Origin of the sequence: Streptococcus sp. HMSC072C09 (assembly GCF_001813105.1) — a bacterium.
Classification (GTDB): Bacteria; Bacillota; Bacilli; order Lactobacillales; family Streptococcaceae; genus Streptococcus.
The window spans coordinates 44,679-71,662 of the sequence record NZ_KV811505.1 but is presented as its reverse complement, the minus strand read 5'-3'; the positions used below and the strand labels follow the sequence as shown (position 1 = coordinate 71,662).

Annotated in this window: 29 protein-coding genes; 26 read left to right on the top strand and 3 right to left on the bottom strand. The window is 44.7% G+C overall.

What is annotated here, in order from left to right:
- The first annotated feature begins 64 nt into the window (after nucleotides 1-64).
- The 14 genes from HMPREF2893_RS09840 to HMPREF2893_RS09775 all read left to right on the top strand — a co-directional run bounded on the left by HMPREF2893_RS09840 (nucleotide 65) and on the right by HMPREF2893_RS09775 (nucleotide 11,168).
- Entirely contained in the window at nucleotides 65-679 is a 615-nt protein-coding gene (locus HMPREF2893_RS09840) for a hypothetical protein (RefSeq protein WP_070675940.1), read from the top strand.
- A gap of 215 nt (nucleotides 680-894) precedes the next feature.
- Entirely contained in the window at nucleotides 895-1,449 is a 555-nt protein-coding gene (locus tag HMPREF2893_RS09835) for a hypothetical protein (protein WP_070675938.1), read from the top strand.
- A gap of 13 nt (nucleotides 1,450-1,462) precedes the next feature.
- A complete protein-coding gene (locus tag HMPREF2893_RS09830) occupies nucleotides 1,463-1,768 on the top strand; it encodes a hypothetical protein (protein WP_003002376.1) in 306 nt (101 codons plus the stop codon).
- Nucleotides 1,768-2,091, top strand: a complete 324-nt coding sequence (locus HMPREF2893_RS09825) for a hypothetical protein (RefSeq protein ID WP_003009394.1) — start codon at nucleotides 1,768-1,770, stop codon at nucleotides 2,089-2,091. Before HMPREF2893_RS09830 ends, HMPREF2893_RS09825 begins: the two co-directional genes overlap by 1 nt.
- Nucleotides 2,092-2,251: 160 nt before the next feature.
- Complete coding sequence (locus HMPREF2893_RS09820) at nucleotides 2,252-3,304, top strand: zinc-dependent alcohol dehydrogenase family protein (RefSeq protein WP_003015314.1); 1,053 nt, start codon at nucleotides 2,252-2,254, stop codon at nucleotides 3,302-3,304.
- A gap of 158 nt (nucleotides 3,305-3,462) precedes the next feature.
- On the top strand, nucleotides 3,463-3,849 hold the full coding sequence (locus tag HMPREF2893_RS09815; protein ID WP_070675936.1) for an ABC transporter permease: 387 nt from the start codon (nucleotides 3,463-3,465) through the stop codon (nucleotides 3,847-3,849).
- Between the two features lie 170 nt (nucleotides 3,850-4,019).
- Nucleotides 4,020-4,718: an N-acetylmannosamine-6-phosphate 2-epimerase gene (locus tag HMPREF2893_RS09810; protein ID WP_003015341.1), complete on the top strand. Its 699-nt coding sequence runs from the start codon at nucleotides 4,020-4,022 to the stop codon at nucleotides 4,716-4,718.
- Between the two features lie 139 nt (nucleotides 4,719-4,857).
- Nucleotides 4,858-6,174, top strand: coding sequence for an extracellular solute-binding protein (locus tag HMPREF2893_RS09805; RefSeq protein ID WP_070675933.1), 1,317 nt, complete (start codon nucleotides 4,858-4,860; stop codon nucleotides 6,172-6,174).
- A gap of 203 nt (nucleotides 6,175-6,377) precedes the next feature.
- Complete coding sequence (locus HMPREF2893_RS09800; protein WP_003009412.1) at nucleotides 6,378-7,265, top strand: carbohydrate ABC transporter permease; 888 nt, start codon at nucleotides 6,378-6,380, stop codon at nucleotides 7,263-7,265.
- Between the two features lie 15 nt (nucleotides 7,266-7,280).
- Nucleotides 7,281-8,120 (top strand): carbohydrate ABC transporter permease, encoded by an 840-nt coding sequence (locus HMPREF2893_RS09795; RefSeq protein WP_003002334.1) that lies wholly within the window; start codon nucleotides 7,281-7,283, stop codon nucleotides 8,118-8,120.
- A gap of 74 nt (nucleotides 8,121-8,194) precedes the next feature.
- Nucleotides 8,195-8,647: a NanQ anomerase/TabA/YiaL family protein gene (locus HMPREF2893_RS09790; RefSeq protein ID WP_070675932.1), complete on the top strand. Its 453-nt coding sequence runs from the start codon at nucleotides 8,195-8,197 to the stop codon at nucleotides 8,645-8,647.
- Between the two features lie 21 nt (nucleotides 8,648-8,668).
- Nucleotides 8,669-9,316: a DUF624 domain-containing protein gene (locus HMPREF2893_RS09785; protein WP_003009419.1), complete on the top strand. Its 648-nt coding sequence runs from the start codon at nucleotides 8,669-8,671 to the stop codon at nucleotides 9,314-9,316.
- A gap of 31 nt (nucleotides 9,317-9,347) precedes the next feature.
- The gene (locus HMPREF2893_RS09780) at nucleotides 9,348-10,265 is read left to right on the top strand and encodes a dihydrodipicolinate synthase family protein (RefSeq protein ID WP_037608222.1); all 918 of its coding nucleotides are present in this window, start codon (nucleotides 9,348-9,350) and stop codon (nucleotides 10,263-10,265) included.
- A gap of 15 nt (nucleotides 10,266-10,280) precedes the next feature.
- Nucleotides 10,281-11,168: an ROK family protein gene (locus tag HMPREF2893_RS09775; RefSeq protein WP_070586618.1), complete on the top strand. Its 888-nt coding sequence runs from the start codon at nucleotides 10,281-10,283 to the stop codon at nucleotides 11,166-11,168.
- A 97-nt stretch (nucleotides 11,169-11,265) separates the two neighbouring features.
- On the opposite strand, the gene HMPREF2893_RS09770 is transcribed toward HMPREF2893_RS09775, so the two are convergent.
- Complete coding sequence (locus tag HMPREF2893_RS09770) at nucleotides 11,266-12,105, bottom strand: MurR/RpiR family transcriptional regulator (RefSeq protein WP_070675930.1); 840 nt, start codon at nucleotides 12,103-12,105, stop codon at nucleotides 11,266-11,268.
- Nucleotides 12,106-12,398: 293 nt separating this feature from the next.
- On the opposite strand from HMPREF2893_RS09770, the gene HMPREF2893_RS09765 reads away from it, so the two are divergent.
- From HMPREF2893_RS09765 to HMPREF2893_RS09715, 11 genes are all read left to right on the top strand, one after another.
- Complete coding sequence (locus tag HMPREF2893_RS09765) at nucleotides 12,399-12,722, top strand: hypothetical protein (protein WP_003009429.1); 324 nt, start codon at nucleotides 12,399-12,401, stop codon at nucleotides 12,720-12,722.
- Nucleotides 12,712-14,673 carry a V-type ATP synthase subunit I gene (locus HMPREF2893_RS09760; RefSeq protein ID WP_070675928.1) on the top strand — a complete coding sequence of 654 codons (1,962 nt, stop codon included), beginning with the start codon at nucleotides 12,712-12,714 and terminating at the stop codon, nucleotides 14,671-14,673. Before HMPREF2893_RS09765 ends, HMPREF2893_RS09760 begins: the two co-directional genes overlap by 11 nt.
- 30 nt (nucleotides 14,674-14,703) lie before the next feature.
- Nucleotides 14,704-15,183: a V-type ATP synthase subunit K gene (locus HMPREF2893_RS09755; RefSeq protein ID WP_003009435.1), complete on the top strand. Its 480-nt coding sequence runs from the start codon at nucleotides 14,704-14,706 to the stop codon at nucleotides 15,181-15,183.
- A gap of 70 nt (nucleotides 15,184-15,253) precedes the next feature.
- Nucleotides 15,254-15,844 (top strand): V-type ATP synthase subunit E family protein, encoded by a 591-nt coding sequence (locus tag HMPREF2893_RS09750; protein ID WP_070675926.1) that lies wholly within the window; start codon nucleotides 15,254-15,256, stop codon nucleotides 15,842-15,844.
- 9 nt (nucleotides 15,845-15,853) lie between these two features.
- On the top strand, nucleotides 15,854-16,873 hold the full coding sequence (locus tag HMPREF2893_RS09745; protein WP_070675924.1) for a V-type ATPase subunit: 1,020 nt from the start codon (nucleotides 15,854-15,856) through the stop codon (nucleotides 16,871-16,873).
- Nucleotides 16,854-17,174, top strand: coding sequence for a V-type ATP synthase subunit F (locus HMPREF2893_RS09740; RefSeq protein WP_003009443.1), 321 nt, complete (start codon nucleotides 16,854-16,856; stop codon nucleotides 17,172-17,174). Before HMPREF2893_RS09745 ends, HMPREF2893_RS09740 begins: the two co-directional genes overlap by 20 nt.
- Nucleotides 17,171-17,875 (top strand): GNAT family N-acetyltransferase, encoded by a 705-nt coding sequence (locus tag HMPREF2893_RS09735; RefSeq protein ID WP_023920101.1) that lies wholly within the window; start codon nucleotides 17,171-17,173, stop codon nucleotides 17,873-17,875. The genes HMPREF2893_RS09740 and HMPREF2893_RS09735 overlap by 4 nt, the downstream gene beginning before the upstream one ends.
- Nucleotides 17,876-17,908: 33 nt before the next feature.
- Entirely contained in the window at nucleotides 17,909-19,699 is a 1,791-nt protein-coding gene (locus HMPREF2893_RS09730; RefSeq protein WP_041826169.1) for a V-type ATP synthase subunit A, read from the top strand.
- Nucleotides 19,686-21,071: a V-type ATP synthase subunit B gene (locus HMPREF2893_RS09725; RefSeq protein ID WP_003002370.1), complete on the top strand. Its 1,386-nt coding sequence runs from the start codon at nucleotides 19,686-19,688 to the stop codon at nucleotides 21,069-21,071. The genes HMPREF2893_RS09730 and HMPREF2893_RS09725 overlap by 14 nt, the downstream gene beginning before the upstream one ends.
- Before the next feature lie 3 nt (nucleotides 21,072-21,074).
- Nucleotides 21,075-21,698, top strand: coding sequence for a V-type ATP synthase subunit D (locus tag HMPREF2893_RS09720; RefSeq protein ID WP_003002380.1), 624 nt, complete (start codon nucleotides 21,075-21,077; stop codon nucleotides 21,696-21,698).
- Nucleotides 21,699-22,283: 585 nt separating this feature from the next.
- Entirely contained in the window at nucleotides 22,284-23,408 is a 1,125-nt protein-coding gene (locus HMPREF2893_RS09715; protein WP_070675922.1) for a LysM peptidoglycan-binding domain-containing protein, read from the top strand.
- Between the two features lie 85 nt (nucleotides 23,409-23,493).
- On the opposite strand, the gene HMPREF2893_RS09710 is transcribed toward HMPREF2893_RS09715, so the two are convergent.
- Together HMPREF2893_RS09710 and HMPREF2893_RS09705 are read right to left on the bottom strand one after the other, a co-directional pair.
- The gene (locus HMPREF2893_RS09710; RefSeq protein WP_070675920.1) at nucleotides 23,494-24,663 is read right to left on the bottom strand and encodes a CynX/NimT family MFS transporter; all 1,170 of its coding nucleotides are present in this window, start codon (nucleotides 24,661-24,663) and stop codon (nucleotides 23,494-23,496) included.
- Nucleotides 24,664-24,993: 330 nt separating this feature from the next.
- The gene (locus HMPREF2893_RS09705) at nucleotides 24,994-25,911 is read right to left on the bottom strand and encodes a helix-turn-helix domain-containing protein (RefSeq protein ID WP_003015436.1); all 918 of its coding nucleotides are present in this window, start codon (nucleotides 25,909-25,911) and stop codon (nucleotides 24,994-24,996) included.
- 211 nt (nucleotides 25,912-26,122) lie between these two features.
- Here HMPREF2893_RS09705 and HMPREF2893_RS09700 point away from each other — a divergent pair, with 211 nt between their 5' ends.
- The gene (locus HMPREF2893_RS09700; RefSeq protein WP_049486045.1) at nucleotides 26,123-26,725 is read left to right on the top strand and encodes a hypothetical protein; all 603 of its coding nucleotides are present in this window, start codon (nucleotides 26,123-26,125) and stop codon (nucleotides 26,723-26,725) included.
- The last annotated feature ends 259 nt before the right edge of the window (nucleotides 26,726-26,984 follow it).

Below are 26,984 nucleotides of genomic sequence, written 5' to 3'. Positions count from 1 at the left end.
ATTATAGTAAATGGCGCTAAAAAAGCTGAGTTTTCCTTGTAAAGTAAACCAATGGAGGTAATGGATGAAGAAGAGAATACTGGCTATTTTTGCAGTAATTGTTATGACAATAGTAGGAGGGGTGTATGTGATCTCACACAATCGAACAGCCCAAGGCTTGACCCATGAAGAGGAGAGTATTTTTAAACATTCTTTCCGCCTATTGGAAGAACAAACAGCATTGTACGTAAAGGAAAATTTCACAGGTATCAGTAAAATTGAATTTTCTCCGATTATCTTTGACGGAGGTTTGAAGTCTGGGGATCCTTTAACGGTAAATATTATTCCGATTGTATATGATCAGGATGGGAATAAAGCCTTTTTAGGGCGGGATGTAGGGAGGATGCCTTTTTTGAGCTATGGATTGCACAGTGGAGTTGAGTTCGATTTTGGCCCTAACAATCAAGAAATCATTTATTTGGAAAATTCCGAAGTAGGCGGACAGATTGATGTTTCTGGTAAGGCAACTCTACCGAAGGAGGCTAAGATTTCTAATGGAAATGATATAGATGATAATATCCAGGCCTTGGTTGAAGACGGTCAATTAAGAAATATACAGAAAGACAGGAAAGGGAGCCCAGAAGCAAAGGTTGTTTACAATTTAGAGATCCAAAAAGGGGATTATAGTAAATGGCGCTAAAAAAGCTGAGTTTTTCCTTTTATTTTTTAGGAATACGAGGTTCAAATTCATTTTTTTTCATCAAGTGCTGTTTTTTTAACTATTTTTTGAAATTTTTATAGCATTACGAGCTAATTTATGTTACCCTATAGTGTGTGAATTTGCTTCTACTGATGAAGCAAGGAAGTTTAGGATCTGTGGGCCATAAAATGAACTAAGAAAGGAGGCTGTCTCAAATGGAGTTAGAAGATGAAGTACAAGGGATGCAAGACCAGGCGCAGAAAATTATTGAGATGCCACAAAGGGATCAACAAGCACCTAGATCAGAAACTCAATCATCTGCCTCGGTTGTTTCTCTGCATGGGCAGGAAAGGCCAAGCGTTTCTAGCCTCCATCAGCAACTAGCGAGTGCGTCTGGAACCCAGACCATTCAATTGCGGGAGGAATTGGTGCTGGCGGTAGCGCAGAATGCTTCAGCGCAAGCGACGGTCTTTGAGGCAGAAGTCAAGGATAAGCTGGAAGAGGCCAAGGAGACGGTTTCCCATAAGGTCGCTGAGGTGTCACAAATGGCCCACAGCATGGCCCAATTTTTAACAGATGCAGAAGTGGAGCAACTATTAGGAGGGTTCTCCATGGATACTTGTTGGGACCAAGCGGTAGAGGCGGAGAATCTCGCCCAAGCAAAGGCATACTCCACTCGCTTGTCAGATTTGGCAGGTCAGCTGGAGGCTGCGTCAGCTCAATTGGTGGACTTGGACAAGGGACAAGCGACGGCCTTTGATTTTTCATAAGTAGGAGAAAAAGATGTTAGAGATCCTGGGAGAGGACAGAGAACGAATTGAGGAGCTCCATCGAGAGATTAAAAAGGAGCAAGAGCGGATTGCGATCAGAAGTTTGATTGCAACGCAGAAAGCCTTGATGATGTTGGAAGGGATGAGTTTGCAGGTAACCTTGGGCGGTCAATCCGAAAAGATGCGCTCTTTTGCTACAACGACCCTCGTTAGTGATTTGAAAGATGGATTTACAGGAGGAGCAGCGGACGCGGTAGAAACAGCACTGAAATCAGTGAAGAAGCCGATTTTATTGAGTCCGATTAAAGGAGGTATGTGATGTACCATTCAGGAAATAGTGAATTAGAACAACTAGAAGATCGACATTACCGCTTCAACCAGAAACTTAGCGAGTTGGAGTGGGATTATGCGGATATGCGTATGGATGTCCGCCAACATACAGAAAATTTAGTGGACTGGCTAAGTGCCCTTCATTTTCAAGCGCCAAGTGCGGAGGCCCAAAGTGGCTTGGAGCGTTTATTTGCCTTGCAAGAAGAGTTTGAGGCAGAACTCAAGCGCTATGAAGAGCGTTTAGAAGAAGAGCGTGAGCGCGAGCAGCAAGAGTACTACAAGCAGCGCCAACAATTAGAACAAGGTGATTGAAACATTCCTCTGGTAGAGATAAGAGGAATGTTTTTGTTTGCTCAAAAACTTTTAAAAATGTGCTCATAAATTCTTGCAAGCGCTTACTTAGTATGTTATAATATTCACAAAGAAACGAAAATAAAATGGTTTTATCAAACCAACAAAAAAGGAGTCGCTTATGAAAGCTGCAACTTATGTATCTGCAGGCAATCTGCAACTGCTGGATCAACCAAAACCAGTGATCAAAAATCCAACGGATGCCATTGTGCGTGTCTTGAAGACAACCATCTGTGGGACAGACCTTCACATCCTAGGAGGAGATGTGCCAGCTTGTAAAGAAGGCACGATTTTAGGCCACGAAGGAATCGGGATCGTCGAAGAAGTCGGCGATGCAGTGAATAACTTCAAGGTAGGCGACAAGGTCATCATCTCTTGTGTCACAGCTTGTAATACCTGCTACTACTGTAAACGTAGTTTGCCTTCTCACTGTGAAGATGGTGGTTGGATTTTGGGTCACTTGATCAACGGAACCCAAGCAGAGTATGTCCACATTCCACATGCTGATGGTAGTCTTTATCATGCACCTGAAACTGTGGATGACGAAGCCTTGGTCATGCTCTCAGATATTCTCCCAACCTCTTATGAAATTGGGGTCCTCCCATCTCATGTAAAACCAGGCGATAATGTCTGTATCGTTGGAGCTGGTCCGATCGGTCTTGCAGCTCTCTTGACTGTGCAGTTCTTCTCACCAGCTACGATTATCATGGTGGACTTGTCTGAATCTCGTCTTGAAGCGGCTAAGAAATTTGGAGCAACTCACACCATCTGCTCCAGCGATATCGCTGAAATCAAGGCCTTTATCAATGAAGTGACCGAAGGTCGTGGTGTCGATATCTCCATGGAATGTGTGGGCTATCCTGCTACCTTTGATGTCTGCCAAAACGTCATCTCTGTCGGTGGACACATCGCTAATGTCGGTGTCCACGGAAAACCGGTTAGCTTCAATTTGGATGATTTGTGGATCAAGAACATTACCCTCAACACCGGTCTTGTCAATGCCAATACTACTGAAATGTTACTCAATGTCTTGAAATCAGGCAAGATCGATGCGACTAAGCTCATCACCCACCACTTCAAACTCTCAGAAGTTGAAAAAGCCTATGATGTCTTTAAACATGCGGGTGAAAACCATGCTCTCAAGGTGATTATCGAAAATGATATCAGTGAATGAAGTGGCAACTAATATTTGTTCATAGTTTTTTTAGACGGACCAGAGATATTCTGGTCCTATTTTCAACCCCCAAAAGCCAATGATTCCTTGCAAAATAAATTCGTTGTCTTATAATAGAAGTACAGAAAACGATTACATAAAGAGAAAGGTGTGATCTTATGAAACGGTTTTGTTATCATCGTGAATTCTGGATGGACTTCCATTTCTGGATCTTGGTCTTGCTTTTAGCGACTGTAGCTTTAACGATGCAGGCTCCGCTTTCGGTAGTTAGCCTAGCTTATCTTGCTTTTGTTGGGATTTTGATCCTTCTTCAGGTCTTTCAACCGTCTGTATCGACACGGCAGTATCCAGAAGGTAGCTACCATTTCAATTGGACCTTTTATCGCGATACCCGACTGTATATCAATCTCTTTTTACTAGCAGGTCTCTTGGCAGGCCCAATGGCTTCATCGGATATGGTCTATTGGATCTTGCTTGGAGCCGTCGTTGGCTCTATTGGCTTTGTATTTGTCGTAAAGGAAAAAGCGACCCAAAAGATGGCCTAAGGAATCACCATGTCCTAGATCTCTGAAACTAGTTTCAGAGATCTTTTTATTTTGCCCTAAAATGTGAAACTATAATCCAATTGCACGATTAATATTGTAAGCGCTTTAAAAATAGATTATAATCAATTTACAAGTACTCGAGTTGCCTTATTATCAAAGGAGTAGGAGTTATGTCAAAGATTACAAAAGATGAACTGATTGAACAAATCAAAGACGGCATCATTGTTTCTTGTCAAGCTCTCCCTCATGAACCGCTCTATACAGAAGCAGGAGGAGTCATTCCTCTCTTAGTAAAAGCGGCTGAGCAGGGTGGAGCTGTCGGAATCCGAGCCAATAGTGTCCGGGATATCAAGGAAATCAAGGAAGTGACCAAGTTACCGATCATTGGGATTATCAAACGTGATTACCCACCTGAAGAACCCTTTATCACGGCGACTATGAAAGAAGTCGATGAGCTGGCAGCTTTGGATATCGCAGTCATTGCGCTTGATTGTACCAAACGGCCGCGTCATGATGGCCTTTCGATTAGTGACTTTATCCATCAAGTCAAAGAGAAATATCCTGACCAACTCTTGATGGCTGATATCTCTACTCTGGAAGAAGGATTGACAGCTGTCGAAGCGGGAGTGGACTTTGTCGGAACGACCCTTTCGGGCTATACGGACTACAGTCCAAAGGTTGATGGTCCAGATTTTGAACTGATTCATCGTCTCTGCCAAGCAGGAGTAGATGTCATCGCAGAAGGCAAGATCCACTATCCGGATCAAGCCAAGAAAATCCATGATCTCGGGGTTCGCGGCATCGTTGTAGGTGGTGCCATTACTCGACCAAAAGAGATTACAGAGCGCTTCGTCGCAGCCTTAAAATGAGTAAACAAAACAGTAGATTGAAGGAGGAGGAGACCGAATAGAGAGTAGTCGAATCTGAAACATGAACAAGAATAGGCGTCCTCATTGAGGATAACCCCCTGTAAGAGTAATCTTACCGTAAATTGTGAGGAGAAATCACATGAAAATGAAAAAAGTATTGTGCTCGTTGGTAGCTGGTGCAGCTCTTCTAGCACTCGCAGCTTGTGGCTCTAGCGGAGGATCAAAATCAGAATCTTCTGGTGGAAATTCTGGTAAAACAGAAATCACTTGGTGGGCCTTCCCAGTCTTTACTCAAGAAAAAGCAGAAGATGGTGTTGGAACCTACGAAAAATCAATTATTGCAGCTTTTGAAAAAGCAAATCCAGATATCCACGTGAATTTGGAAACGATTGACTTCAAGTCAGGTCCTGAAAAGATCACAACGGCTATTGAAGCAGGAACTGCTCCAGATGTGCTCTTTGATGCACCTGGACGGATCATTCAGTATGGTAAAAATGGAAAATTGGCTGATTTGAACGATCTCTTTACCGAAGATTTTGTCAAAGATGTCAATAATGAAAATATCATTCAAGCCAGCAAGGCAGGCGACACAGCTTACATGTATCCAATTAGTTCAGCACCATTCTACATGGCGATGAATAAGAAGATGCTCAAAGATGCAGGCGTGTTGGATCTTGTCAAAGAAGGCTGGACAACAGACGACTTTGAAAAAGTATTGAAAGCTTTGAAAGACAAAGGTTATACACCAGGATCACTCTTCAGTAATGGTCAAGGTGGAGACCAAGGAACTCGTGCCTTCATTGCTAACCTTTATGGCGGTTCTGTTACTGATGAAAAAGTAACCAAGTATACAACAGATGATCCAAAATTTGTCAAAGGTTTGGAAAAAGCTTCTAAATGGATCGATGACGGCTTGATGATGAATGGTTCTCAATTCGATGGTGGAGCAGACATCCAAAACTTTGCGAATGGTCAAACTTCTTACACTATCTTGTGGGCGCCTTCACAAAACGGTATCCAAGCTAAATTGTTGGATGCAAGTAAGGTCGAAGTAGTAGAAGTGCCATTCCCATCTGACTCAGGCAAGCCAAAATTGGAATACCTTGTCAATGGATTTGCAGTCTTCAATAATAAAGATGAAAAGAAAATTGCTGCTGCTAAGAAATTTGTACAGTTCATCGCAGACGACAAAGAATGGGGTCCAAAAGATGTTGTGCGTACAGGAGCTTTCCCAGTTCGTAGTTCATTTGGTAAGTTGTACGATGACAAACGGATGGAAACCATCAGCACTTGGACAAAATACTACTCACCATACTACAACACAATCGACGGTTTTGCAGAAATGCGTACACTTTGGTTCCCAATGTTGCAATCTGTTTCAAACGGGGATGAAAAAGCAGAACCAGCTTTGAAGACATTTACTGAAAAAGCAAACGAAACGATCAAGAAAAAATAGATCATCTATGAAACTCAAATGATCCTTTCATAGAAATAAGAAAGCATAGGCCCCCTCGATTTCTTATCTCCATACGTAGATTGAAAGAGGGGGCCTTCATATTTTCACTCTCCTAATTATCATATGTAGAAAGGCGCAGTGCCATCCATTCCACATAGGAATCAAGGAAAAAATAGAAAAAGAACACTAGGAGGTGCCTTACTGTGAAGGTAAACAAAATCCGAATGAGGGAGACGCTCGTTTCCTACGCATTCCTAGCACCCATTTTAATCTTCTTTACGGTCTTTGTCTTAGCACCCATGATTATGGGCTTTGTGACAAGTTTCTTCAACTATTCTATGACATCCTTTAAGTTTGTCGGTTTAGAAAATTATTCCCGCATGTTTGCGGATAAGGTCTTTGTCAAGTCCTTGATCAATACCGTCATCATCGTTATCGGATCCGTTCCGATCGTCGTATTGTTCTCCTTGTTTGTGGCTTCTCAGACCTACCATCAAAATGCGATTGCGCGTTCCTTCTATCGTTTCGTCTTCTTCCTTCCAGTTGTTACAGGGAGTGTAGCGGTAACGGTTGTATGGAAATGGATCTATGATCCACTATCAGGGATTTTGAACTTTGTATTGAAATCTGGACATGTCATCAACCAAAACATTTCTTGGTTGGGGGACAAACACTGGGCTTTAATGGCTATCATCATTATTTTGTTGACCACTTCAGTTGGTCAACCGATCATCCTCTACATCGCAGCTATGGGAAATATTGATAATTCACTTGTAGAAGCCGCGCGTGTGGATGGTGCGACAGAATTTCAAGTTTTCTGGAAAATCAAATGGCCAAGCTTGTTGCCAACAACCTTGTACATTGCGATCATTACGACCATTAACTCTTTCCAATGTTTCGCCTTGATCCAATTGTTGACATCCGGTGGACCTAACTACTCAACGAGTACCCTTATGTACTACCTCTATGAAAAAGCCTTTAAACTCTCTGAATACGGTTATGCCAACACCATGGGTGTCTTCCTTGCGGTGATGATTGCCATTATCAGTTTTGCGCAATTCAAGATCCTCGGAAACGACGTAGAATACTAAAGAAAGGAGCCTCAGATGAAACCAACACAAAAGAAACCCATCACTGCCTTTACAGTAATTTCAACGATCATTTTGCTCCTTTTGACAGTCTTGTTCATTTTCCCATTTTATTGGATTTTGACAGGGGCCTTTAAGTCTCAACCAGATACCATTATGATCCCACCTCAATGGTGGCCAAAGACACCAACCATGGAAAACTTCCAACAGTTGATGGTACAAAACCCAGCCCTACAATGGTTATGGAATAGTGTCTTCATCTCCCTTGCAACCATGCTTTTGGTGTGTATGACCTCTTCCTTGGCAGGATATGTCTTGGCTAAGAAACGCTTCTATGGGCAACGAATTCTCTTTGCTATCTTTATCGCAGCTATGGCCCTTCCAAAACAAGTTGTCTTGGTTCCATTGGTACGGATTATTAACTTTATGGGGATCCATGATACCCTTGCAGCGGTTATTCTACCATTGGTTGGATGGCCATTCGGGGTCTTCTTGATGAAGCAATTTAGTGAAAACATCCCAACAGAACTCTTAGAATCTGCTAAGATCGATGGTTGTGGAGAGTTGCGGACTTTCTGGAGCGTTGCCTTCCCAATTGTCAAGCCGGGATTTGCAGCCCTTGCCATCTTTACCTTTATCAACACCTGGAACGACTACTTTATGCAATTGGTAATGCTGACCTCTCGGCAAAACTTGACCATTTCCTTAGGGGTAGCAACCATGCAGGCTGAAATGGCCACCAACTATGGCTTGATCATGGCTGGGGCAGCCCTAGCTGCAGTGCCAATCGTTACGGTCTTCCTCGTGTTCCAAAAATCCTTTACACAAGGGATTACCATGGGAGCGGTCAAAGGATAAGTCGTCTGCTTGGACAAACGATAGTTGTGTGCAGATCGGTTTTCTAGGCTGAAAAGTATCGAAAGGATGAGAATATGATATTTGATGATTTAAAAAACATCACCTTTTACAAAGGAATCCACCCCAATCTGGATCAGACCATTGATTTTCTCTATGAGCATCGGAAGGATTCTTTTGAATTGGGGAAATATGATATTGATGGGGATAAGGTCTTTCTCGTCGTTCAAGAAAATACCCTCAACAAAGCAGAAAATGATCGCTTTGAATACCACAAAAGATATGCCGATTTGCATTTATTGATAGAAGGGCATGAGTTTTCGAGTTATGGATCTCGTGTGACAGGTGAGGCGCTCGCATTTGATGAAGCATCGGACATCGGTTTTGTCCATTGCCAGGAGTCTTATCCGCTTCATCTAGGCTATCATAATTTTGCGATTTTCTTTCCAGGGGAGCCTCACCAGCCCAATGGCTATGCAGGGCAAAAAGATATCGTGAAAAAATATCTATTTAAAATTGCGATCGATTGATCACGTTAGAAAGGAGTGCCTATGTCATCTAAGGGGGCAGGATTGATCAAAACCGTTTTTAACACGGACAATGTAGTGATGCGTATCAGTGAGAAGGTCCTCGACTTGGTAACTGTTAATCTTTTATTTGTGCTAAGTTGTTTACCAGTTCTCACGATTGGAATTGCGAAAATTAGTTTGTATCAGACCTTATTTGCCATTAAGCACCAGCGTCGTGTTCCGGTGATTCGTAGTTATGCGAAGGCTTTTCGGGACAATTGGAAAATAGGCTTGCAACTAGGAAGTTTAGAACTGATTGTTGCAGGTATTTGTCTCTTTGATTTATTCTTATTTTGGGGGCAAACTTCCCTAGCTTTCCAAGCTTTGAAAACCATTTGTTTAGGCCTCTTTCTCTTTCTTGTGTTGATCTTATTGGCTGCTTATCCTATTGCGGCCCGCTACCAATTGGATTGGAAAGAGTGTTTGCAAAAAGCCATGATTGTGACAGGCTTGCATTTTCCTTGGTTCTTTGTCATGGGAAGTGCTCTCTTGCTTCTATGTATGGCTCTTGCAAGCTCGGTTTTAGCTTTCCTATTGGGGCTTATGATCTTTTTCTTGTTCGGCTTTTCAAGCTTAGCTTTTGCACAAGTTGGATTAATGGAAAAGATTTTTGCCCAGTACCAAGAATAAAATGAATTCATTAGTGACAAAAGGAGAAAAAATGTCAGATTTAAAAAAATATGAAGGAGTCATCCCCGCTTTTTACGCCTGCTATGATGACCAAGGAGAAATTAGCCCGGAGCGGGTACGTGCGCTGGTAGAATATTTTATCGCGAAAGGTGTGCAGGGCTTGTATGTCAACGGATCCTCTGGCGAATGTATCTACCAGAGCGTGGCCGATCGCAAGCTGATTCTAGAAGAAGTGATGGCAGTAGCTAAAGGGAAATTGACCATCATTGCTCACGTAGCCTGCAACAACACCAAGGATAGCGTGGAATTGGCACGACATGCGGAAGAATTAGGAGTGGATGCCATTGCGGCCATTCCACCGATCTATTTCCGCTTGCCAGAATACAGTGTGGCCCACTACTGGAATGAAATCAGTGCAGCCGCACCCAATACAGACTTTGTCATCTACAATATCCCGCAATTGGCAGGGGTCGCTTTGACACCGAGCCTTTACAAGGAAATGTTGAAAAACCCACGGGTGATTGGGGTGAAAAATTCTTCGATGCCTGTTCAGGACATTCAAACCTTTGCTTCTTTAGGAGGCGATGACCATATCGTCTTTAATGGTCCAGATGAACAATTCTTAGGTGGCCGTCTCATGGGAGCGCATGCTGGAATCGGTGGCACCTATGGTGCGATGCCAGAACTTTTCTTGAAGCTCAATCAGCTGATTGCTGAGAAAGACTTGGAGACTGCGCGTGCCCTACAGTTTGCCATCAATGACATTATCGGAGTCTTGACGTCTGCTCATGGCAATATGTATGCAGTCATCAAAGCGGTTTTGCGCATCAATGAAGGTTTGGACTTGGGATCTGTTCGCTCCCCTTTGACGCCAGTAGTAGAAGCGGATCAAGAAGTGATTCAACGTGCTGCTCAACTCATTCAGGACACAAAAGCCAGATTCCTTTGATCAAAGGAGGTCTAGATGAATCCATATGTTGTAATTGATATCGGAGGGACCAGTATCAAGTATGGTCTAGCCGATGCAAAAGGGCAACTCCTAGAGACCCATGAAATGCCAACGGAGGCCCAAAAAGGAGGACCTCACATTCTTAACACAACAAAGGAAATCGTAGCCCGTTATTTGAAGAAGCATCCCTTGGCAGGGGTTGCGATTTCTTCGGCCGGAATGGTCGATCCTGATAAGGGAGAAATCTTTTATGCTGGCCCGCAAATTCCCAACTATGCAGGCACCCAATTCAAAAAGGAAATCGAAGAGACCTTTCAGATCCCTTGCGAGATTGAAAATGATGTCAACTGTGCTGGTCTCGCAGAGGTCACTACAGGCCATGCAAAAGGATCGAACAATGCTGTTTGCCTGACAATTGGGACGGGGATCGGCGGTTGCCTCTTGCTTGATGGTCAGGTCTTTCATGGTTTTAGCAATTCAGCCTGTGAGGTTGGCTATCTTCATTTGCCAGACGGTGCCTTTCAGGATCTAGCTTCAACGACGGCTTTGGTCGAGTACGTGGCAGAACATCATGGTGATCCTGTGGAACAGTGGAATGGTCGCCGGATCTTCAAGCAGGCAACGGAGGGAGATAAGATCTGTATGGCTGGAATTGATCGGATGGTGGCCTATCTCGGAAAAGGACTGGCCAATATCGCCTATGTGGTCAATCCAGAGGTCATCGTTCTTGGAGGGGGGATTATGGCTCAGGAAGCCATCCTCAAGCCAAAAATCTATCAAGCCCTGTGTGCCGAACTGGTTCCTAGCCTAGCAGATAAGATCCGTTTGGAATTTGCCCACCATCAAAACGCCGCAGGTATGTTGGGGGCTTACTATCACTTTAGACAAAAACATGAAACATAAAACAAGTCGCGTTGGCGACTTGTTTTTGATTCATCAAAAAAAGCATGAAAGATGAAGAAAGCCTGATCTTTCATGCTTTTTAAATAGGGAGACCATATTAAGATTTTCGAGAACGTTGATTAGAAAGTTTTTTGTTTTCCCAGTAGCTATTAAAGACAATTTCCTTTTGTTCTCGATTTTTATTGAGGAAATGAGCATAGATTAAATCAACAACGATCAGCATGGGAAAAATGGCGGAAATACGATCGATGTAGGTACTGCTAGGAAGGGACGCAGCTGGTAACACTTCTGTAAAACCCTGGCGGATAGCCGCGGGGTTAGCAGTCACGAGAATTGTCTCAGCTCCTTTTTCCTTCGCGTCTAAGAGACTATCTGTGATGGAACTTGTACTTCCTGACAATGAGAAACCAATGACTAAGCAAGAAGGATCGAGAATACTGGTCGTCCAGGCAAAGCCGTCTTGATCAGTCAGGGCTTCACAAACGACTCCTAGTCGCATAAAGCGCAATTTCATTTCTCGAGCGACTAAACCGGAACTACCAATCCCGAAGAAATAGACTCGGTCCGCTTGATCGATTAGTTCAGCTACCCGATCTAATTGGGAATCTTTTACCAGACTTTCAGTGACGTTACTGATATGGTGGTAGCGTTGCAAGACGCTGAGAGTGAGTTCGTCATGCACTTGCACCTGTTTTTGATTCTTTGTTTCCTCATTAAAATGATAGACAAACTCCCGATAGCCGGAAAAACCACATTTTTGAGAGAAACGCGTTAAAGCTGCCTTTGAGACATGGAGTAACTCCGTTACACGAGAAGAGGACAGGGAGTGCTGTCGTGCTTCGGATGATAAAAAATATTGGGCAATGTCGCGTTCCATATCTGTTAACTCAGCTTCATGGCTGGCGATAATGGCGCGTAAATCTTGATCTTGTTTCACAGCAATCCTCCTTTCTCACGAGATGAAATAACAGGATGCTCCTATAATATATTACACATTATAACATGGGTAACCGCTTTATTCAAGTAAAAGAAATCAAGAAATACTGAAACTAGGAACAGGATAGGAGAAAAGAAGAGAACGCTTCCAATCCTGGCAGTAGTGGCTTGTTGGTTATCCACAATTTTCTGAAAATTTCCGGTTGGGCCTGAACAAACGATATGAATTGTGGTATAATTTAAGATAATTGTACTGTTGTTGGAAGAACAATGGTTGAATAAGGAGGTGTGACGATGTCGAATGCAACACTCGAGATGATGCAAGAGATCGAGCAAGCTGCTCAGGGCGTGATCGTAGGCTATGAAGCTCAAGTTGAACAAATCCGAACGGATTCGCGCGATCGCCTTGCAACAGTGGCACAGCATTACGATGAGGAAACCAAGCAATTGGTCACAGAGGCAGAAAAAAACGCCCAGGAAAGACTCGTCCGTTTAACGAAAGATCTGGAAGAAACGGTTGCGCGCAATGATGCCAAGGTACAACAGGCGATGACCGATAAGCGAGCTGGGTTAGTTGAAGCCATTGTAGAAAAGGTGGTAGCAAGCTATGGCCGTTAGTCAGATGCAAAAACTGTCCCTCATCTTACCCAAAGATGACTTGGACAGTCTCCTACTAGCGTTACAGTCTGAGGCAAAAATCCAGATTTATGACCTCAGTGAGCATGAAGAATGGCAGGCTGCCTTTGAGGCAAATACCTTGTCTCAACCCTTGACAGAGAACAATCGTCAAGCTTTGGTAGAGCTGCAAAAACGTCAAGAACAAGTTGAAAAAATGATTCAGACTCTGGAGCCTTATATGCCTGAGAAAAAGGCCCTGCAAGCTCTGAAGGAAGAACCCTTAAGCTTGTCTTTTGATGACTTGCAGGCCCACGGGATGATTCGAGATGAGGATCTTCTATTGACCAAGTTGAAACGCCAATTGCGCGTGTTAGACAAGGCTCGTCAGAAGATTGCGGATGCAAAGGGAGAGATCGAACGCTTAGAAAAATGGCGACCGTTAGAAGTGACGCCAGCTGCTCTCGCTACTTTTCACTATGTGCATGGCTTGATCGGGACGATCCCAAATAGCGATACAGACGCTGTTCGCTCTTCCTTAAAAGCTCATCCTGAGCTGGAGTTAGAGGAAGTCTTTACGTCTGAAACCGAACACGGCTATGTCATCTTGTATCGTTCGGGAGATCGTGTAGCTGTTCAGGAGCTTTTAGAAGACCATGGGTTCAAAGAATTGGACTATGAAGAAGAGCAGGTCCCGGCCGCCTACTTGGATCGCCTAGAAGGGGAAATCAAAGAGCAAGAAGCTGTAGTTGCAGCAACCCTAGCCGAGTTACAAAACTCCCAGAAGGAACTGGACCAGCTCAAGTACCAGATGGATTACTTGCTGAGTTTGGGAGCTCGTGAGGAAGCTAAGTCGCTTCTTGCTAGTACGCAAAGCTTGGTAGCCCTAGAGGGTTGGATTGAAACCTCCCAAGTGGCCTCATTGCGAGACTTCTTGCAAGAAGGTTTTGGTTCTCGAGTCTTACTAGAGACACGCGATGTGACGGAAAAAGATTGGGATGACGTTCCGATCCAGTTGCGAAATAATGCCTTGGTAGAACCCTTTGAATTAGTCACAGAGATGTACGCCCTGCCTAGGTATTACGAGAAAGATCCGACACCGATCGTTTCTCTCTTCTACTTTGTTTTCTTTGGCATGATGGTTGCAGATATCGGTTATGGACTGTTGCTAACGGTAGCGACAGGCTTTGCCCTTAAAGCCTTTAAGCTCAAGCCTAGTACAGCCAAGAACCTTCGTTTCTTCAGCCTCCTTGGAATTTCAGTTGCCCTTTGGGGTGTGGTCTATGGCTCTTTCTTTGGATTTGAGATGCCTTTTGCCCTGATCAGTACGACCAGCAACGCCATGACCATCCTGATCCTCTCAGTGGTCTTTGGTTTTATCACCGTCTTAGTGGGCCTCTTCCTAGGAGGAATGAAAAATGTTCGCCTCAAAGACTACACCGAAGCCTATAATGCTGGCTTTGCTTGGGTCTTGATCCTACTTGGTTTAATGCTTCTAGCAGTAGGCAATATCTTGCCAGGGATGAGCCTTCTAGTTCCGATCGGCAAGTGGCTGGCTATTTTAAACGCCATTGGGATCTTGATTGTTTCCATTGTCAGTGCCAAGAAGTTATCCGGTCTAGCATCTGGTCTCTTTAACCTCTACAATGTCAGTGGGTACGTCGGAGACTTGGTCAGCTTCACCCGTTTGATGGCCCTGGGCTTGTCTGGAGCTAGTATCGGTTCAGCCTTTAACCTGATTGTCAATCTTTTCCCACCGCTTGGACGGTTTACGGTAGGGCTTGTGCTCTTTATCGTCCTACATGCCATTAATATGTTCCTGTCCTTCTTGTCAGGTTATGTGCATGGAGCCCGTTTAATCTTTGTGGAGTTCTTCGGTAAGTTCTACGAAGGAGGAGGCAAGCCATTTCGGCCTCTCAAACCTTCTGAACGCTATATTAAAACAAAAAAATAAGTATTATCTTTAATAAATAGGAGTATATTCATGGAATCTTTAGCATCATATTTTTCAGCCCATGGGGGCGCCTTCTTTGCAGCATTTGGTGTGGCGATCGCCGTTGCACTTAGTGGAATGGGATCTGCCCTTGGGGTTGGTAAAACGGGTCAAGCAGCAGCAGCGCTCTTGAAAGAACAACCTGAAAAATTTGCCCAAGCCTTGATTTTGCAATTGTTGCCAGGTACACAAGGTTTGTACGGTTTCGTTATCGGGATCTTGATCTGGTTGCAAATTAAGCCAGATATGCCACTTGAAACAGGGGTTGCTTACTTCTTTACAGCTCTTCCAGTTGCGATCGTTGGTTATTTCTCAGCAAAACACCAAGGAAATGTTGCGACAGCAGGGATGCAAATCTTAGCCAAACGCCCTGAAGACATGATGAAAGGGGTTATCCTTGCGGCCATGGTTGAAACTTACGCCATCTTGGCCTTCGTTGTGTCCTTCCTATTGACCCTACGCGTCGGCTAAGAGCTAGCTTTGATGGATTCGCCTTACGAGGCGAAAAACACAAGACGCATGCAATAGGAGAAAAAACGATATGGATGAACAAACCCAATTAAAGGATTCGATCTTGGCCCAAGCCCACGAAAAAGGGCGTAAACTCTTAGAAGAGGCCAAGGAAACCATCCTAAAAGAAGAGACTGCGCAAGAAGAGCGTTTGATCCAAGACAAACTTAATCAACGCTCCGAGCAGCTCAAGCGGATTCAACGTCAATTGCAACGTGAAACCCAACAAATCGAAAATAAAAAACGCCAATCCACCCTTGTCACCAAGCAACGAGTCTTAAAGGATCTCTTTGCAGATGCTTATGAAGCGATGGTGGCTTGGCCCCTTGAAAAGGAAATGCAGTTTGTAGATGCGGTCTTAGAGCGCTATCAGGGACAAGTTGTGACCCTGACCTTTGGGGCGGTGAGCGCTGCTAAATTTGATTCAGCAGCTCTTGAGAGATTGAAGCAGACGCATCAGAATGTGACAGTTGCAGATGCAACGATCCCAGCTCAAGCAGGCTTTGTCCTGTCGGTTGGGAAGATTGATGACAACTATCTCTACTTTGATTTGGTGGATTCCATTTGGGAGCAAGAAAGCTACCAGATGGCAGCCAGCATTTTCACAGATGAAGAGAACTAGGAGGTTGCAATGAGCGAACGGACCTATTCTCAAGTCAATACAGGAATCAGCGTACGTGAGGCTAGTTTTGTCAGTCCCAGTCAGTTTGAGCAGTTGCTTGCAAGTCCCTCAAGCGAGAGCCGAGAAGGCTTGCTACAAGGGACACCTTATGCTTTAGATAGCCACGAGATCAAGGATTTATCAGTCCTTGAAGCCCGTCTGATGGCAGCCTTGTTGGCAGAATACCAATGGGCTTTTGAGGTAAGCCCTCAGTCAGACCTGGTTAGCCTTTTTACCTTGAAGTACACCTATCATAATCTCAAGGTTTATCTAAAACACAAGGCGACAGAGCGCAAGTTGGGGCACTTATTGATCCCTATCGGTCCTTATTCTCTCGATGTGCTCGAGCATTTGGTAGCGACCTTTTCTGCGGAGCATTGCCCAGCCTTTATGGCGGAAGAAGTGGCTGCAACCTGGCAAGAATTCCAAGATTATCAGGACTTGCGGGTTCTCGAAATCGGGATGGACTTAGCTTATTTTAAACACCTGAGATACTTAGGGGACAGCCTAGATCATCCGATTCTGAAGCAGTTGGTGGACGTGACCATTGACTTTTACAATGCGATTACAGTTAAGCGGGCCTTGGATCAGCAAAAACCGCATAGCTTTATGCACCAATTACTTTCAGATGAAGGGAGCCTCAGTGCCCATCAGGTGATCGACCTGCTAGAATCCGGTCAGTGGTTGACCTGGTTTTATCAAGTCAATCCGCTGGAGTACGATCTCGCCTTAGAGACTTATGAAGAAAAGATGCGCACCGGTCAACTAAAGACCGTAGAGTTGGAGTATTTAGAAAGCTTGGTGAAATTCAGTCTTCTAGACGCTGGCCGTTTTGAAGTCGATGGACCACTCCCTCTTGTTCGTTATCTTTACGGGAAAGAGTTAGAGGTGACCAACCTTCGTTTGGTCCTCTCTGGTTTGGACAATGGTTTTCCGCTAGCAGACATCAAAGAAAGGATGAGACCGATTTATGGACAAACAGACCTATAAGATCGCAGTTGTGGGCAATCGGGACGCCATCCTTCCTTTTCGCCTGATTGGCTTTCAAACCTATCCGGTCACAGAGCCACAAGAAGCGATCAATACCCTGCGAAAACTCAGTCGGGAAAACTTCGGGATTATCTACCTGACAGAGGATATTGCTCAGGCTATTCCAGATACAGTGGCTTTTTACGACCAGCAGCTGACTCCGGCTCTGATCCTTATCCCGACCCATAGAGGAACTACGGGACTGGGCCAACAGCGGATTCGTGATAATGTCGAAAAAGCAGTAGGACAGGATATTTTATGAGAACAAATGAATTTGGCCAAGCGATTGGCGATGCACTGCCGGATTTTACACCGGGGCGTCTGCCAGCTATTGAGCGGATCGAAGGTCGCTATACCGTGATCGAGCGCCTCTCAAAAGAAAAACATGGAGCAGATCTTTATCAGGTCTACGGGCCGGACTCTCCAGCAGCTATGTGGACCTTTCTGTTCAAAGGCCCTGCCCGCAATGAAGAGGAGTGGGACCACTTATTAGATGATCTCATGACAGCCCAAGGTCGCTTTTACTATGCGATTGTAGACAAAGATTCAGGCAAGGCTTTGGGGACTTTCTCTCTCATGCGGATCGATCAAGCCAATCGGGTGATCGAAGTCGGAGCAGTGACCTACTCACCAGCGCTCCAAAAGACACGCATGGCTACAGAAGCCCAGTATCTCTTAGCGCGCTACGTGTTTGAAGATTTAGGATACCGCCGCTATGAGTGGAAATGCGATGCCTTAAACCAAGCATCTCGCAAAGCAGCTGAGCGCTTAGGGTTCACCTATGAAGGCTGTTTCCGTCAGGCTGTTGTTTATAAAGGTCGTACCCGTGATACAGACTGGTTGTCTATCATTGACCAAGAATGGCCAGCTATCAAACAGCGCTTCGAAGCTTGGTTGGATCCAAGCAATTTCGATGCCAATGGCCAACAAAAGCAAGCTCTAAGAGAGATAGCACAAAAGTAAAACAAAGAAACAAAGGATTCCCAGGAGGAATACATGACTCAAGGAAAAATTATCAAAGTTTCCGGTCCCTTGGTGGTTGCATCAGGGATGCAGGAGGCCAATATCCAAGACATTTGCCGGGTCGGCGATCTTGGTTTGATTGGCGAAATTATTGAGATGCGGCGGGACGAAGCCTCTATCCAAGTATATGAAGAAACGTCTGGAGTCGGTCCAGGAGAACCAGTGGTAACAACTGGAGCCCCCCTTTCTGTTGAATTGGGACCAGGCTTGATCTCTCAGATGTTTGACGGGATCCAACGCCCCTTGGAACGCTTCCAAGAAGTGACTGCCAGTGACTTTTTGGTTCGTGGGGTGCAAGTTCCAAATCTAGATCGGGACACCAAATGGGCCTTCGAACCAAGCGTGACTGAAGGGACAGAGGTGGTTGCAGGAGACATCGTCGGTACCGTTCAAGAGACCAATATGGTGGAACACCGCATCATGGTACCCTTTGGTGTCAGTGGACGTGTGACCAAGATCGCAGCAGGTTCTTACACAGTGGAAGAGCCGGTCTATGAGATTGAGCAGGCAGATGGTAGCCTCTTTACTGGAACCCTGATGCAAAAATGGCCGGTTCGTCGAGGCCGTCCCTTTGCACAAAAACTGATTCCAGTAGAGCCTTTGGTCACCGGTCAACGGGTCATCGATACCTTCTTCCCTGTGACTAAGGGTGGAGCTGCAGCTGTTCCTGGTCCTTTCGGAGCTGGAAAGACAGTTGTGCAACACCAGGTGGCTAAGTTTGCCAATGTAGACATCGTAATTTACGTTGGTTGTGGGGAACGCGGAAATGAAATGACGGACGTTCTGAATGAATTTCCAGAATTGATCGATCCAACGACTGGTCAATCCATTATGCAACGGACCGTTCTGATCGCCAACACTTCGAACATGCCAGTGGCTGCGCGGGAAGCTTCCATCTACACAGGGATTACTATTGCCGAATACTTCCGTGATATGGGCTATTCCGTTGCCATCATGGCGGACTCTACTTCTCGTTGGGCAGAAGCTCTCCGTGAAATGTCTGGTCGTCTAGAAGAAATGCCAGGGGATGAAGGTTACCCAGCCTATCTTGGTAGCCGGATTGCCGAATACTACGAGCGTGCAGGTCGGGTCAAGACACTCGGAACCACTGCGCGTGAAGGCTCGATTACCGCCATCGGTGCCGTTTCCCCTCCGGGTGGAGACATTTCAGAGCCGGTAACGCAAAATACCTTGCGAATTGTTAAGGTCTTCTGGGGTTTAGATGCTCAATTGGCCCAACGTCGTCACTTCCCGGCCATCAACTGGTTGAGTTCTTATTCACTTTACCAAGATGAAGTCGGTCGCTATATCGATCTACATGAACAAATCAGCTGGTCTGAAAAAGTGACCCGCGCTATGAATTTGCTTCAAAAGGAAAGTGAATTGCAAGAAATCGTCCGCTTGGTTGGTCTAGATTCCTTGTCTGAAAAAGACCGCTTGACCATGAATGCGGCTAAGATGATCCGTGAAGACTACCTGCAACAAAATGCCTTTGATGAGGTCGATACCTATACCTCTTTCAGCAAGCAGGTGGCCTTGTTGACCAACATTTTAACCTTTGACCAAGAAAGTCAAAAAGCGTTGGAATTAGGGGCTTACTTCACAGAAATCATGGAAGGAACCGTGGCTCTTCGAGACCGCATTGCCCGGAGCAAGTTCATCCATGAGGACCAGTTGGCAACCATTCAAGCTTTGAAAGAAGAAATCGTAGAAACCCTACACCAAATCGTCGCAAAAGGAGGAGTAGACAATGAGCGTGATTAAAGAATACCGTACTGTCAGCGAAGTTGTTGGCCCCTTGATGATTGTCGATCAGGTTGAAGGGGTTCACTACAATGAACTAGTAGAAATCAAGCTTCATGATGGAACGACCCGTCAGGGACAAGTCCTCGAAGTCCAAGAAGATAAGGCCATGGTCCAGCTCTTTGAAGGATCTAGCGGGATCAACTTGGAAAAAGCCAAGGTCCGCTTTACCGGACGTCCCCTAGAACTTCCTGTGTCTGAAGACATGGTCGGACGCATCTTTAACGGAATGGGCAAACCCATCGATGGCGGTCCAGAGATTATCCCAGAGAAGTACTTGGACATTGATGGACAAGCTATTAACCCTGTTTCGCGGGACTATCCGGATGAATTTATCCAGACAGGAATCTCAGCCATTGACCATTTGAATACCTTGGTTCGGGGCCAAAAACTCCCAGTATTCTCAGGTTCTGGTCTTCCTCACAAGGAGTTGGCGGCTCAGATTGCTCGTCAAGCGACGGTTCTTAATTCGGAAGAAAACTTCGCCGTGGTCTTTGCGGCTATGGGGATTACCTTTGAAGAAGCCGAGTTCTTTATGAACGACCTGCGGGAGACAGGGGCTATTGATCGCTCTGTCCTCTTCATCAACCTAGCCAATGACCCAGCTATCGAGCGGATTGCGACCCCTCGGATCGCCTTGACCGCGGCAGAATATTTGGCCTATGAAAAAGACATGCACGTCTTGGTCATCATGACCGACATGACCAACTACTGTGAAGCCCTTCGGGAAGTATCTGCTGCCCGCCGGGAAGTTCCAGGACGTCGGGGCTATCCAGGGTACCTTTATACCAACCTCTCAACCCTCTACGAACGTGCAGGACGCTTGGTTGGAAAGAAAGGATCTGTGACTCAGATTCCAATCCTCTCCATGCCGGAGGATGACATCACCCACCCCATCCCTGACTTGACAGGCTACATCACGGAAGGACAAATTATCTTGTCCCGCGATCTCTACAATAGTGGTTACCGCCCACCGATCAATGTTCTTCCATCCCTTTCTCGTTTGAAGGACAAGGGTTCTGGTGAAGGTAAGACACGGGAAGACCATGCGGCGACCATGAACCAGCTCTTTGCGGCCTATGCCCAAGGAAAACAAGCCAAAGAACTGGCTGTAGTACTTGGGGAGTCTGCCTTGTCAGATACCGACAAGCTCTATGTTAAATTTACGGACCGCTTTGAGCAAGAATACATCAATCAAGGTTTTACCACCAATCGGACGATTGAGGAAAGTTTGGATCTCGGTTGGGAACTCTTATCCATCCTTCCACGAACAGAGCTTAAACGGATCAAGGATGAGATGATTGACAAGTATCTGCCAAACAAAGAGGATTAACCTATGGCACGATTAAATGTAAAACCAACTCGGATGGAGCTCAATATTCTCAAAGAGCGCCTCAAGACAGCAACCCGGGGGCACAAGTTGCTCAAGGATAAGCGGGATGAACTCATGCGCCGCTTTATTGAAGCTGTGCGTGAGAATAATCGTCTGCGCCAAAAGGTGGAGGCAGCGCTGGTGGGCAATATGCAAGATTTCGTGATGGCCAAGTCCTTAGAGAGTGACCTTATGGTAGAAGAAATCTTTGCCGTTCCCACTCGAGAAGTGATGCTCCATATCGAGGAAGAAAATGTCATGAGTGTGCGCGTGCCCAAGCTCCATGCCCGTATCGATAATCCATACGGAGATGATGAAGGGGACGTGGTTTATAGCTACCTCGCCTCCAACAGTCAAATGGATAGCACCATCCAAGAAATGGGGGATCTACTCCCAGATTTGCTCAAGTTAGCGGAAATCGAAAAAAGCTGCCAACTTATGGCAGATGAAATCGAGAAAACCCGCCGTCGAGTGAATGGACTTGAGTATGCGACCATCCCAGATCTCAAAGAAACTATCTATTATATCGAAATGAAACTCGAAGAAGCCGAACGCGCCAACCTCGTCAGAATCATGAAGGTAAAATAAGATACAAAGCCGTTAAGCAACTCAAAGGAAAATAGGAAATCCAACGACGAAGCGTCCGCTTCTAGTTGGATTTATCTTTTTCCAAAGAGTTGTAGGCGTGTTCAGTTATAAGATACAAAGCCCGTAAAATGCAAAGTGAAAATAGGGAGCAGGACAGAAGCACTGTTGTATAGAATGCTTCGTTGTCCTGCCCCCACAAGGCTGATTAGGATTTTTCCGAGCTCTTAAAGCGAGAGAAAAATCCAATCAGCTACTGTGCCTTTGAAGTTAGTACTATTACAGTTTGCGTTTTTCACCCAGCTTTTCAGCCGGCCTCAATTACTTAAAAAAGACAAGAACCTCATCGAGGAACCGCTCCTTGATGAGGCTTTTTTTGCGCCCTCGAACTCTTCTTCCAGGACCCTAATTTTATGTTACTAGTTTGTAACAATGTGACAAGAAAGACGAAATGTTACAAGAAAAATACAGTTTTGTTAAATAGCCAAAAAGGCCTTTTATTATTTTTAAATTGTGATAAGATAGTATGGTAGTTAATTTGTCCAAGAAAATCTTGAACAAAAAAACAAAGAAAAAAGAGGATAAAAGATGAAATTAAAAGTTAATACGAAAGCCTTGATCGCTTCAACAGTAGCTCTTGCAGTGATTCCATTTACAAAAGCCACTGCAGAAACACTTGAAGATTGGGTAGCTCGCTCAGTAGATGAAATCAAACATGATATCCAACAAAGCGGTGAAAACCAACAAACTTATACCATCAAATATGGTGATACATTGAGTTCGATCGCAGAAGCGCTTGGAATCGACGTACATGTGTTGGCAAACTTGAACAACATCAGCAACATGGATTTGATCTACCCAGGTACTGTTTTGAAAACAACAGTAAATGATCAAAAAGAAGTAACTTCAGTTGAAATCCAAACTCCTCAAGCAGGTGCGACAGATGCAACCGTTGCAAGTGCTGACTTGACAACAAACCAAGTGACAGTTGATGACCAAACAGTCGCTGTCAACGATTTGTCTAAACCAGTAAACGAAGATAACAAAGCTGTTCCAGTTGCTCCAGCAGCGGAAACTCAAGAAGCCCCAGCGGAAGCTCCTGTAGTTGAAGTACCAGCAGCAGAAACACCAGCACAACCAGCTGTTCCAGAAACACCAAACTACGGTGCTCCAGCTGTCAATGTTGAAGTACAAAATCAAGAAGTAGCGCCAGCTGCTCCCCAATCTGCTCCAGTAGCGGAAGCTCCTGCTGAAACACCAGCTTCTGCTCCTGAAGCTCCAGCAGCACAACCAGCAGTAGAAACTGCTGCAGCACCTGAAGTGCAACCAGTAGCATCAACTCCAACAACTGGTAATGCTATTCCAACTGATCCAAATCTTCAACCGCAAGCGGAAGCTTTCCGTCAAGAAATTGCAGCGAAATTCGGTATCACAAACATCGGTGGTTACCGTGAAGGGGATCCAGAAGACCATGGTAAAGGACTTGCAGTGGACGTGATGGTTCCAACAAATTCAGAGCTTGGAGATCAAGTTGCACAGTATGCGATTGATAACATGGACCGTGCAGGTATCTCATATATTATCTGGAAACAACAATTCTACATGCCAGTAAATAACATTTACGGACCAGCTAATACATGGAACCAAATGCCGGACCGTGGTGGAGATACAGCAAACCACAACGACCACGTACATATCTCATTTAACGGATAATAAAACTTCGAACTAGGACAAGTGCCTAGTTCTTTTTTGTATGCACAAAAAAGGCCGGAAGACGAATCTTTCAGCCGGACAATGGTTATAAAATATGATCGACTTTTTCCACATGATAAAGGGCAATCGCCATGATGATGGTTAAGATCAGTAGCATGAGGATAGCTGGTGTCCAAGAGTGGAAGAGGGATTTGCTGTAGCCGAAGAGAATGGGGCCAAAAGCAGCAAAGACGTAGCCTCCTGTTTGGGCAAGACCAGAAAGTTGAGCTGTTTTTTCAGGTGTACTAGATTTCATGGAGAAAGCGACCATGAGGTAAGGAAAGAGCGAACTAACGGAACTTCCTATCAGGGCATTGATGACGAGCCAATAGAAGAAGTTGCTGGTCAGGATTAAGAGCATGGCTACTCCCAGAATCCCTGCTCCGACAACAATCGTAAGCATCAATCGTCGATTGCGATCGGATAACCGTGTCGTTAAACTTGGGATCGTCAAGGAGAATGGGAGACTGATCAGGGTAAACACGGAGGCCAGTAGTCCAGATTCAACCTTTGAAAGGCCAGCTTGAACAGCCATGGTCGGAAGCCAGGTCATACTTGTGTAGAAAAGCAGTGACTGCAAGCCTCCAAAAATCATGATAGCCCAGACATATTTATTGGTATACCACTTGCTACTAGATTCCGTAGTAGCCGTCTTTTTTAGATGGTGGTTGTAGCGAAGGTTAGGAATCCAGATGACCAAAGCAAGAGCACACAAGGCTGTCAAGATGTTGACCAAACCTTGCCAAGAAGTGGCTTTGGTGATCGGAACGGCAACAGAAGAGGCGATCGCTGTGGACATCCCCATAGAAGTGATGTACAAAGTGGTCAGAATGCCTAGTTGGCGGGGTCTGTTCGCTTGAATCAGGCTTGGAAGTAGCACATTGAGAAAGGCGATGCCAGCTCCAATCAAGATGGTTCCCAGATAGAGGAAGGGGAGGTTGATAATCCGAATGGCAGATCCGATCGTAATCGCGATCAAAACTAGGAAAAAGAGGCGCTCAATCCCCAACTTTTTAGCAAATTGAATCGCAAAAGGTGAGAAAATGGCAAAGGTGAGCAGTGGCAAGCTAGTCAATAGTCCCAGAGAGCTCACATCTACCCCCAAACCAGCAGCGATGTCAGACAAGACCGTCGGAAGCGTAGTAAATGGTGTTCGTAAAACAATCCCAAGCATAATGATGCCCGGGATGAATAGCGTAGAATGTGTTTTTTTCATAAATCCTCCTCAGACAAAAATTCTCTTCATTATAACATAGATCGAGCATAAATTGGAGTATTTGTACAAATGAAGGAGAAGGAACGTAGTTCTCGCTGTCGCTCGAACTGCATCAACGTACCTAAGCTCACTAACGTTTGTTAAGGTACGTAGAAAAAGCCACCGGTTTTGGTGGCTCTTATAGGGAGATTATTATGAAAAAGTTTAGGATTTTCTATCAAACAAAGTTAGGAGGTCTTTATTTGATGGTTTTATTATAAGGCGGTTTGCTTAAAGAAATCTTAAGAAAAGGAGCTGATTGAAAGAATCAGTCTGAAGTCTGAGACGTCTTTATTCGCTGAAGAAATCAATACCGGTTTTGTTAAGTTCGTTGACTCGCAACATGAATTTTGTCTTGATTTGAACAAGCGGGCTTCCGAAATTTTCGAGTGCAATCAAACCTTCCAAGGCTTTTAGGACCTGCTTGGCACGATAAACCCCTTCCTTGTCATTTAAGCCAAGGAGGGCATAGACCTGCATAAATTCTAACTGCATGGAAATACTGGTGTTTAAAATCGGTTTGCGCTTGCGAAGCTGGTTAATCGATTGAAGAAAATTTAGAGCTTCTAAGTAGAGTTCTTTTTTTATCAGGTAGTTGGCCAGATTTAACAGCAAAGAGGCCAATGCATTGGCAGAGTATGCAGAATAACTGCTTTCAAAAAGTTCCAAGGATTCCTTTCGAATCTTAGCGACGACTTCATAGGGCAAGACAGATAAAAGGGCAATGGTGAAGTCTTGCTCAATTTCATTTTGATAGGCAAACGGCACTTCTTGAGCGATTCGTTGAATCGACACAGGTGCGTCTTCCAGGTGGATTTCTTTTCCCATCGCGTTATTGACATTGATTTCAAGCGAGCGCAAATAGAGTTGCCAGAGCTCTTTGTTCTCCTCTGCAACAGGTGATTTTTCGTGCTTTAAGCGCTCAATAATGGACAGAAAATCCATGTTTTCTTGATTGATGTGCTTCATCAAAATGGGGCTAAAATTTTGAATGGTTAAGCCAGGATAATGGGACAAAAAGGTGTCCCAATCCACCCCCATAGACAGCAAGAGGCGAGAGAAGGTCTCAATGGTTACTCCTTTTTGAGAACGCTCAAATTGGCTAAGGAACTGAGGAGAAACAATATCTGCAGCGACTTCTTTTAGAGAAAGACCACGTGCTTCACGAATCTTACGAAATGTTGGACCAAATGGCGAAGATGAGGACATAGGGGGGCTTCCTTTCAATTATCATACTATTAGTATACCTCAAAAAGGGATGTAATTAAACTCAGAGTTTAATTTTTGACAAAAAAACTAGAAATTCTTCGATTTTTAAGAAAAATGAAACTATAGTTTACATGGCCCTTTTTTAGGGAAGGATTTTTGATAAAATAAGGTCAATTCTAGAAGATACGCTTATAACAAAAGGAGTTTTATAATGACGACACAAGAAATTTTACAGCTATTAGATGAAAAGCGCGTGCTAACAGCCCCTGCAGCAGTTGCTTGGGATGAAGTTCAGCGCCAACAAAACCGATTAAATAAAGCAGCGAAGAGACTCAATGGGCCAATCACGGTCACACTGGCCCTCAATCTTCTTTTTGCCTTTACGATTTTTCTCTTAGAACAAAGTCACCTGATGCACGGTTTTCTACTGATGCTCGGATTGATGGGTGGGTTGATTGCGATCAAATATTTTGTATTTGTAGCCCCAGCCAAGCAGGCTCTTGCCAATGCCCAGGCCCTTTATAACCAGGAAATCAGCCAACCAGCCTACCAACAAGGGATGCAAGGTTTCCCACAAAAATTTTATAATTACCACGACCTCTTCCGACTATATAACTTAATCGCAGAAGGCCGTGCCTCTACCTTGCCTGAAGCCTACAATCTGCTTGAAATGCAACAATTCCAAGAAACGCAAGTGAATCTGCAAGAGGAGGCCAATGCCCTACAAGCCGATATCGCACGTAGCTCAAGGGTCAGTGCCGTTGCTAATGTAGTCACTGCTTACAATACTTATCGCATCCACAAAGATATGTGATGTCAAAAAGATAAAAGATGAAAAAACCTCCCAAGAGTCATGATCGAAAATCAGAGCTCTCGTGGAGATTATTTTGTTGTCCTGTAAAAAGTAGTTCCGCACGGCATCCATGTACTCAAGTTCACTAACGTATTAAGGATCGTAGTTCTCACTGTCGTTCGAACTGCGTCAACGTACCTAAGTTCGTCTACGCCCCTACTGGACTTGACTCACTAAGGTACGTAGAAAAAAGCCACCGGTTTTGGTGGCTCTTATAGGG

Bases quoted from the DNA above. Each gene is read 5' to 3' on its own strand.
- HMPREF2893_RS09840 (WP_070675940.1), top strand. From the start codon at position 65: ATGAAGAAGAGAATACTGGCTATTTTTGCAGTAATTGTTATGACAATA.
- HMPREF2893_RS09835 (WP_070675938.1), top strand. From the start codon at position 895: ATGGAGTTAGAAGATGAAGTACAAGGGATGCAAGACCAGGCGCAGAAA.
- HMPREF2893_RS09830 (WP_003002376.1), top strand. From the start codon at position 1,463: ATGTTAGAGATCCTGGGAGAGGACAGAGAACGAATTGAGGAGCTCCAT.
- HMPREF2893_RS09825 (WP_003009394.1), top strand. From the start codon at position 1,768: ATGTACCATTCAGGAAATAGTGAATTAGAACAACTAGAAGATCGACAT.
- HMPREF2893_RS09820 (WP_003015314.1), top strand. From the start codon at position 2,252: ATGAAAGCTGCAACTTATGTATCTGCAGGCAATCTGCAACTGCTGGAT.
- HMPREF2893_RS09815 (WP_070675936.1), top strand. From the start codon at position 3,463: ATGAAACGGTTTTGTTATCATCGTGAATTCTGGATGGACTTCCATTTC.
- HMPREF2893_RS09810 (WP_003015341.1), top strand. From the start codon at position 4,020: ATGTCAAAGATTACAAAAGATGAACTGATTGAACAAATCAAAGACGGC.
- HMPREF2893_RS09805 (WP_070675933.1), top strand. From the start codon at position 4,858: ATGAAAATGAAAAAAGTATTGTGCTCGTTGGTAGCTGGTGCAGCTCTT.
- HMPREF2893_RS09795 (WP_003002334.1), top strand. From the start codon at position 7,281: ATGAAACCAACACAAAAGAAACCCATCACTGCCTTTACAGTAATTTCA.
- HMPREF2893_RS09790 (WP_070675932.1), top strand. From the start codon at position 8,195: ATGATATTTGATGATTTAAAAAACATCACCTTTTACAAAGGAATCCAC.
- HMPREF2893_RS09785 (WP_003009419.1), top strand. From the start codon at position 8,669: ATGTCATCTAAGGGGGCAGGATTGATCAAAACCGTTTTTAACACGGAC.
- HMPREF2893_RS09780 (WP_037608222.1), top strand. From the start codon at position 9,348: ATGTCAGATTTAAAAAAATATGAAGGAGTCATCCCCGCTTTTTACGCC.
- HMPREF2893_RS09775 (WP_070586618.1), top strand. From the start codon at position 10,281: ATGAATCCATATGTTGTAATTGATATCGGAGGGACCAGTATCAAGTAT.
- HMPREF2893_RS09765 (WP_003009429.1), top strand. From the start codon at position 12,399: ATGTCGAATGCAACACTCGAGATGATGCAAGAGATCGAGCAAGCTGCT.
- HMPREF2893_RS09760 (WP_070675928.1), top strand. From the start codon at position 12,712: ATGGCCGTTAGTCAGATGCAAAAACTGTCCCTCATCTTACCCAAAGAT.
- HMPREF2893_RS09755 (WP_003009435.1), top strand. From the start codon at position 14,704: ATGGAATCTTTAGCATCATATTTTTCAGCCCATGGGGGCGCCTTCTTT.
- HMPREF2893_RS09750 (WP_070675926.1), top strand. From the start codon at position 15,254: ATGGATGAACAAACCCAATTAAAGGATTCGATCTTGGCCCAAGCCCAC.
- HMPREF2893_RS09745 (WP_070675924.1), top strand. From the start codon at position 15,854: ATGAGCGAACGGACCTATTCTCAAGTCAATACAGGAATCAGCGTACGT.
- HMPREF2893_RS09740 (WP_003009443.1), top strand. From the start codon at position 16,854: ATGGACAAACAGACCTATAAGATCGCAGTTGTGGGCAATCGGGACGCC.
- HMPREF2893_RS09735 (WP_023920101.1), top strand. From the start codon at position 17,171: ATGAGAACAAATGAATTTGGCCAAGCGATTGGCGATGCACTGCCGGAT.
- HMPREF2893_RS09730 (WP_041826169.1), top strand. From the start codon at position 17,909: ATGACTCAAGGAAAAATTATCAAAGTTTCCGGTCCCTTGGTGGTTGCA.
- HMPREF2893_RS09725 (WP_003002370.1), top strand. From the start codon at position 19,686: ATGAGCGTGATTAAAGAATACCGTACTGTCAGCGAAGTTGTTGGCCCC.
- HMPREF2893_RS09720 (WP_003002380.1), top strand. From the start codon at position 21,075: ATGGCACGATTAAATGTAAAACCAACTCGGATGGAGCTCAATATTCTC.
- HMPREF2893_RS09715 (WP_070675922.1), top strand. From the start codon at position 22,284: ATGAAATTAAAAGTTAATACGAAAGCCTTGATCGCTTCAACAGTAGCT.
- HMPREF2893_RS09710 (WP_070675920.1), bottom strand. From the start codon at position 24,663: ATGAAAAAAACACATTCTACGCTATTCATCCCGGGCATCATTATGCTT.
- HMPREF2893_RS09705 (WP_003015436.1), bottom strand. From the start codon at position 25,911: ATGTCCTCATCTTCGCCATTTGGTCCAACATTTCGTAAGATTCGTGAA.
- HMPREF2893_RS09700 (WP_049486045.1), top strand. From the start codon at position 26,123: ATGACGACACAAGAAATTTTACAGCTATTAGATGAAAAGCGCGTGCTA.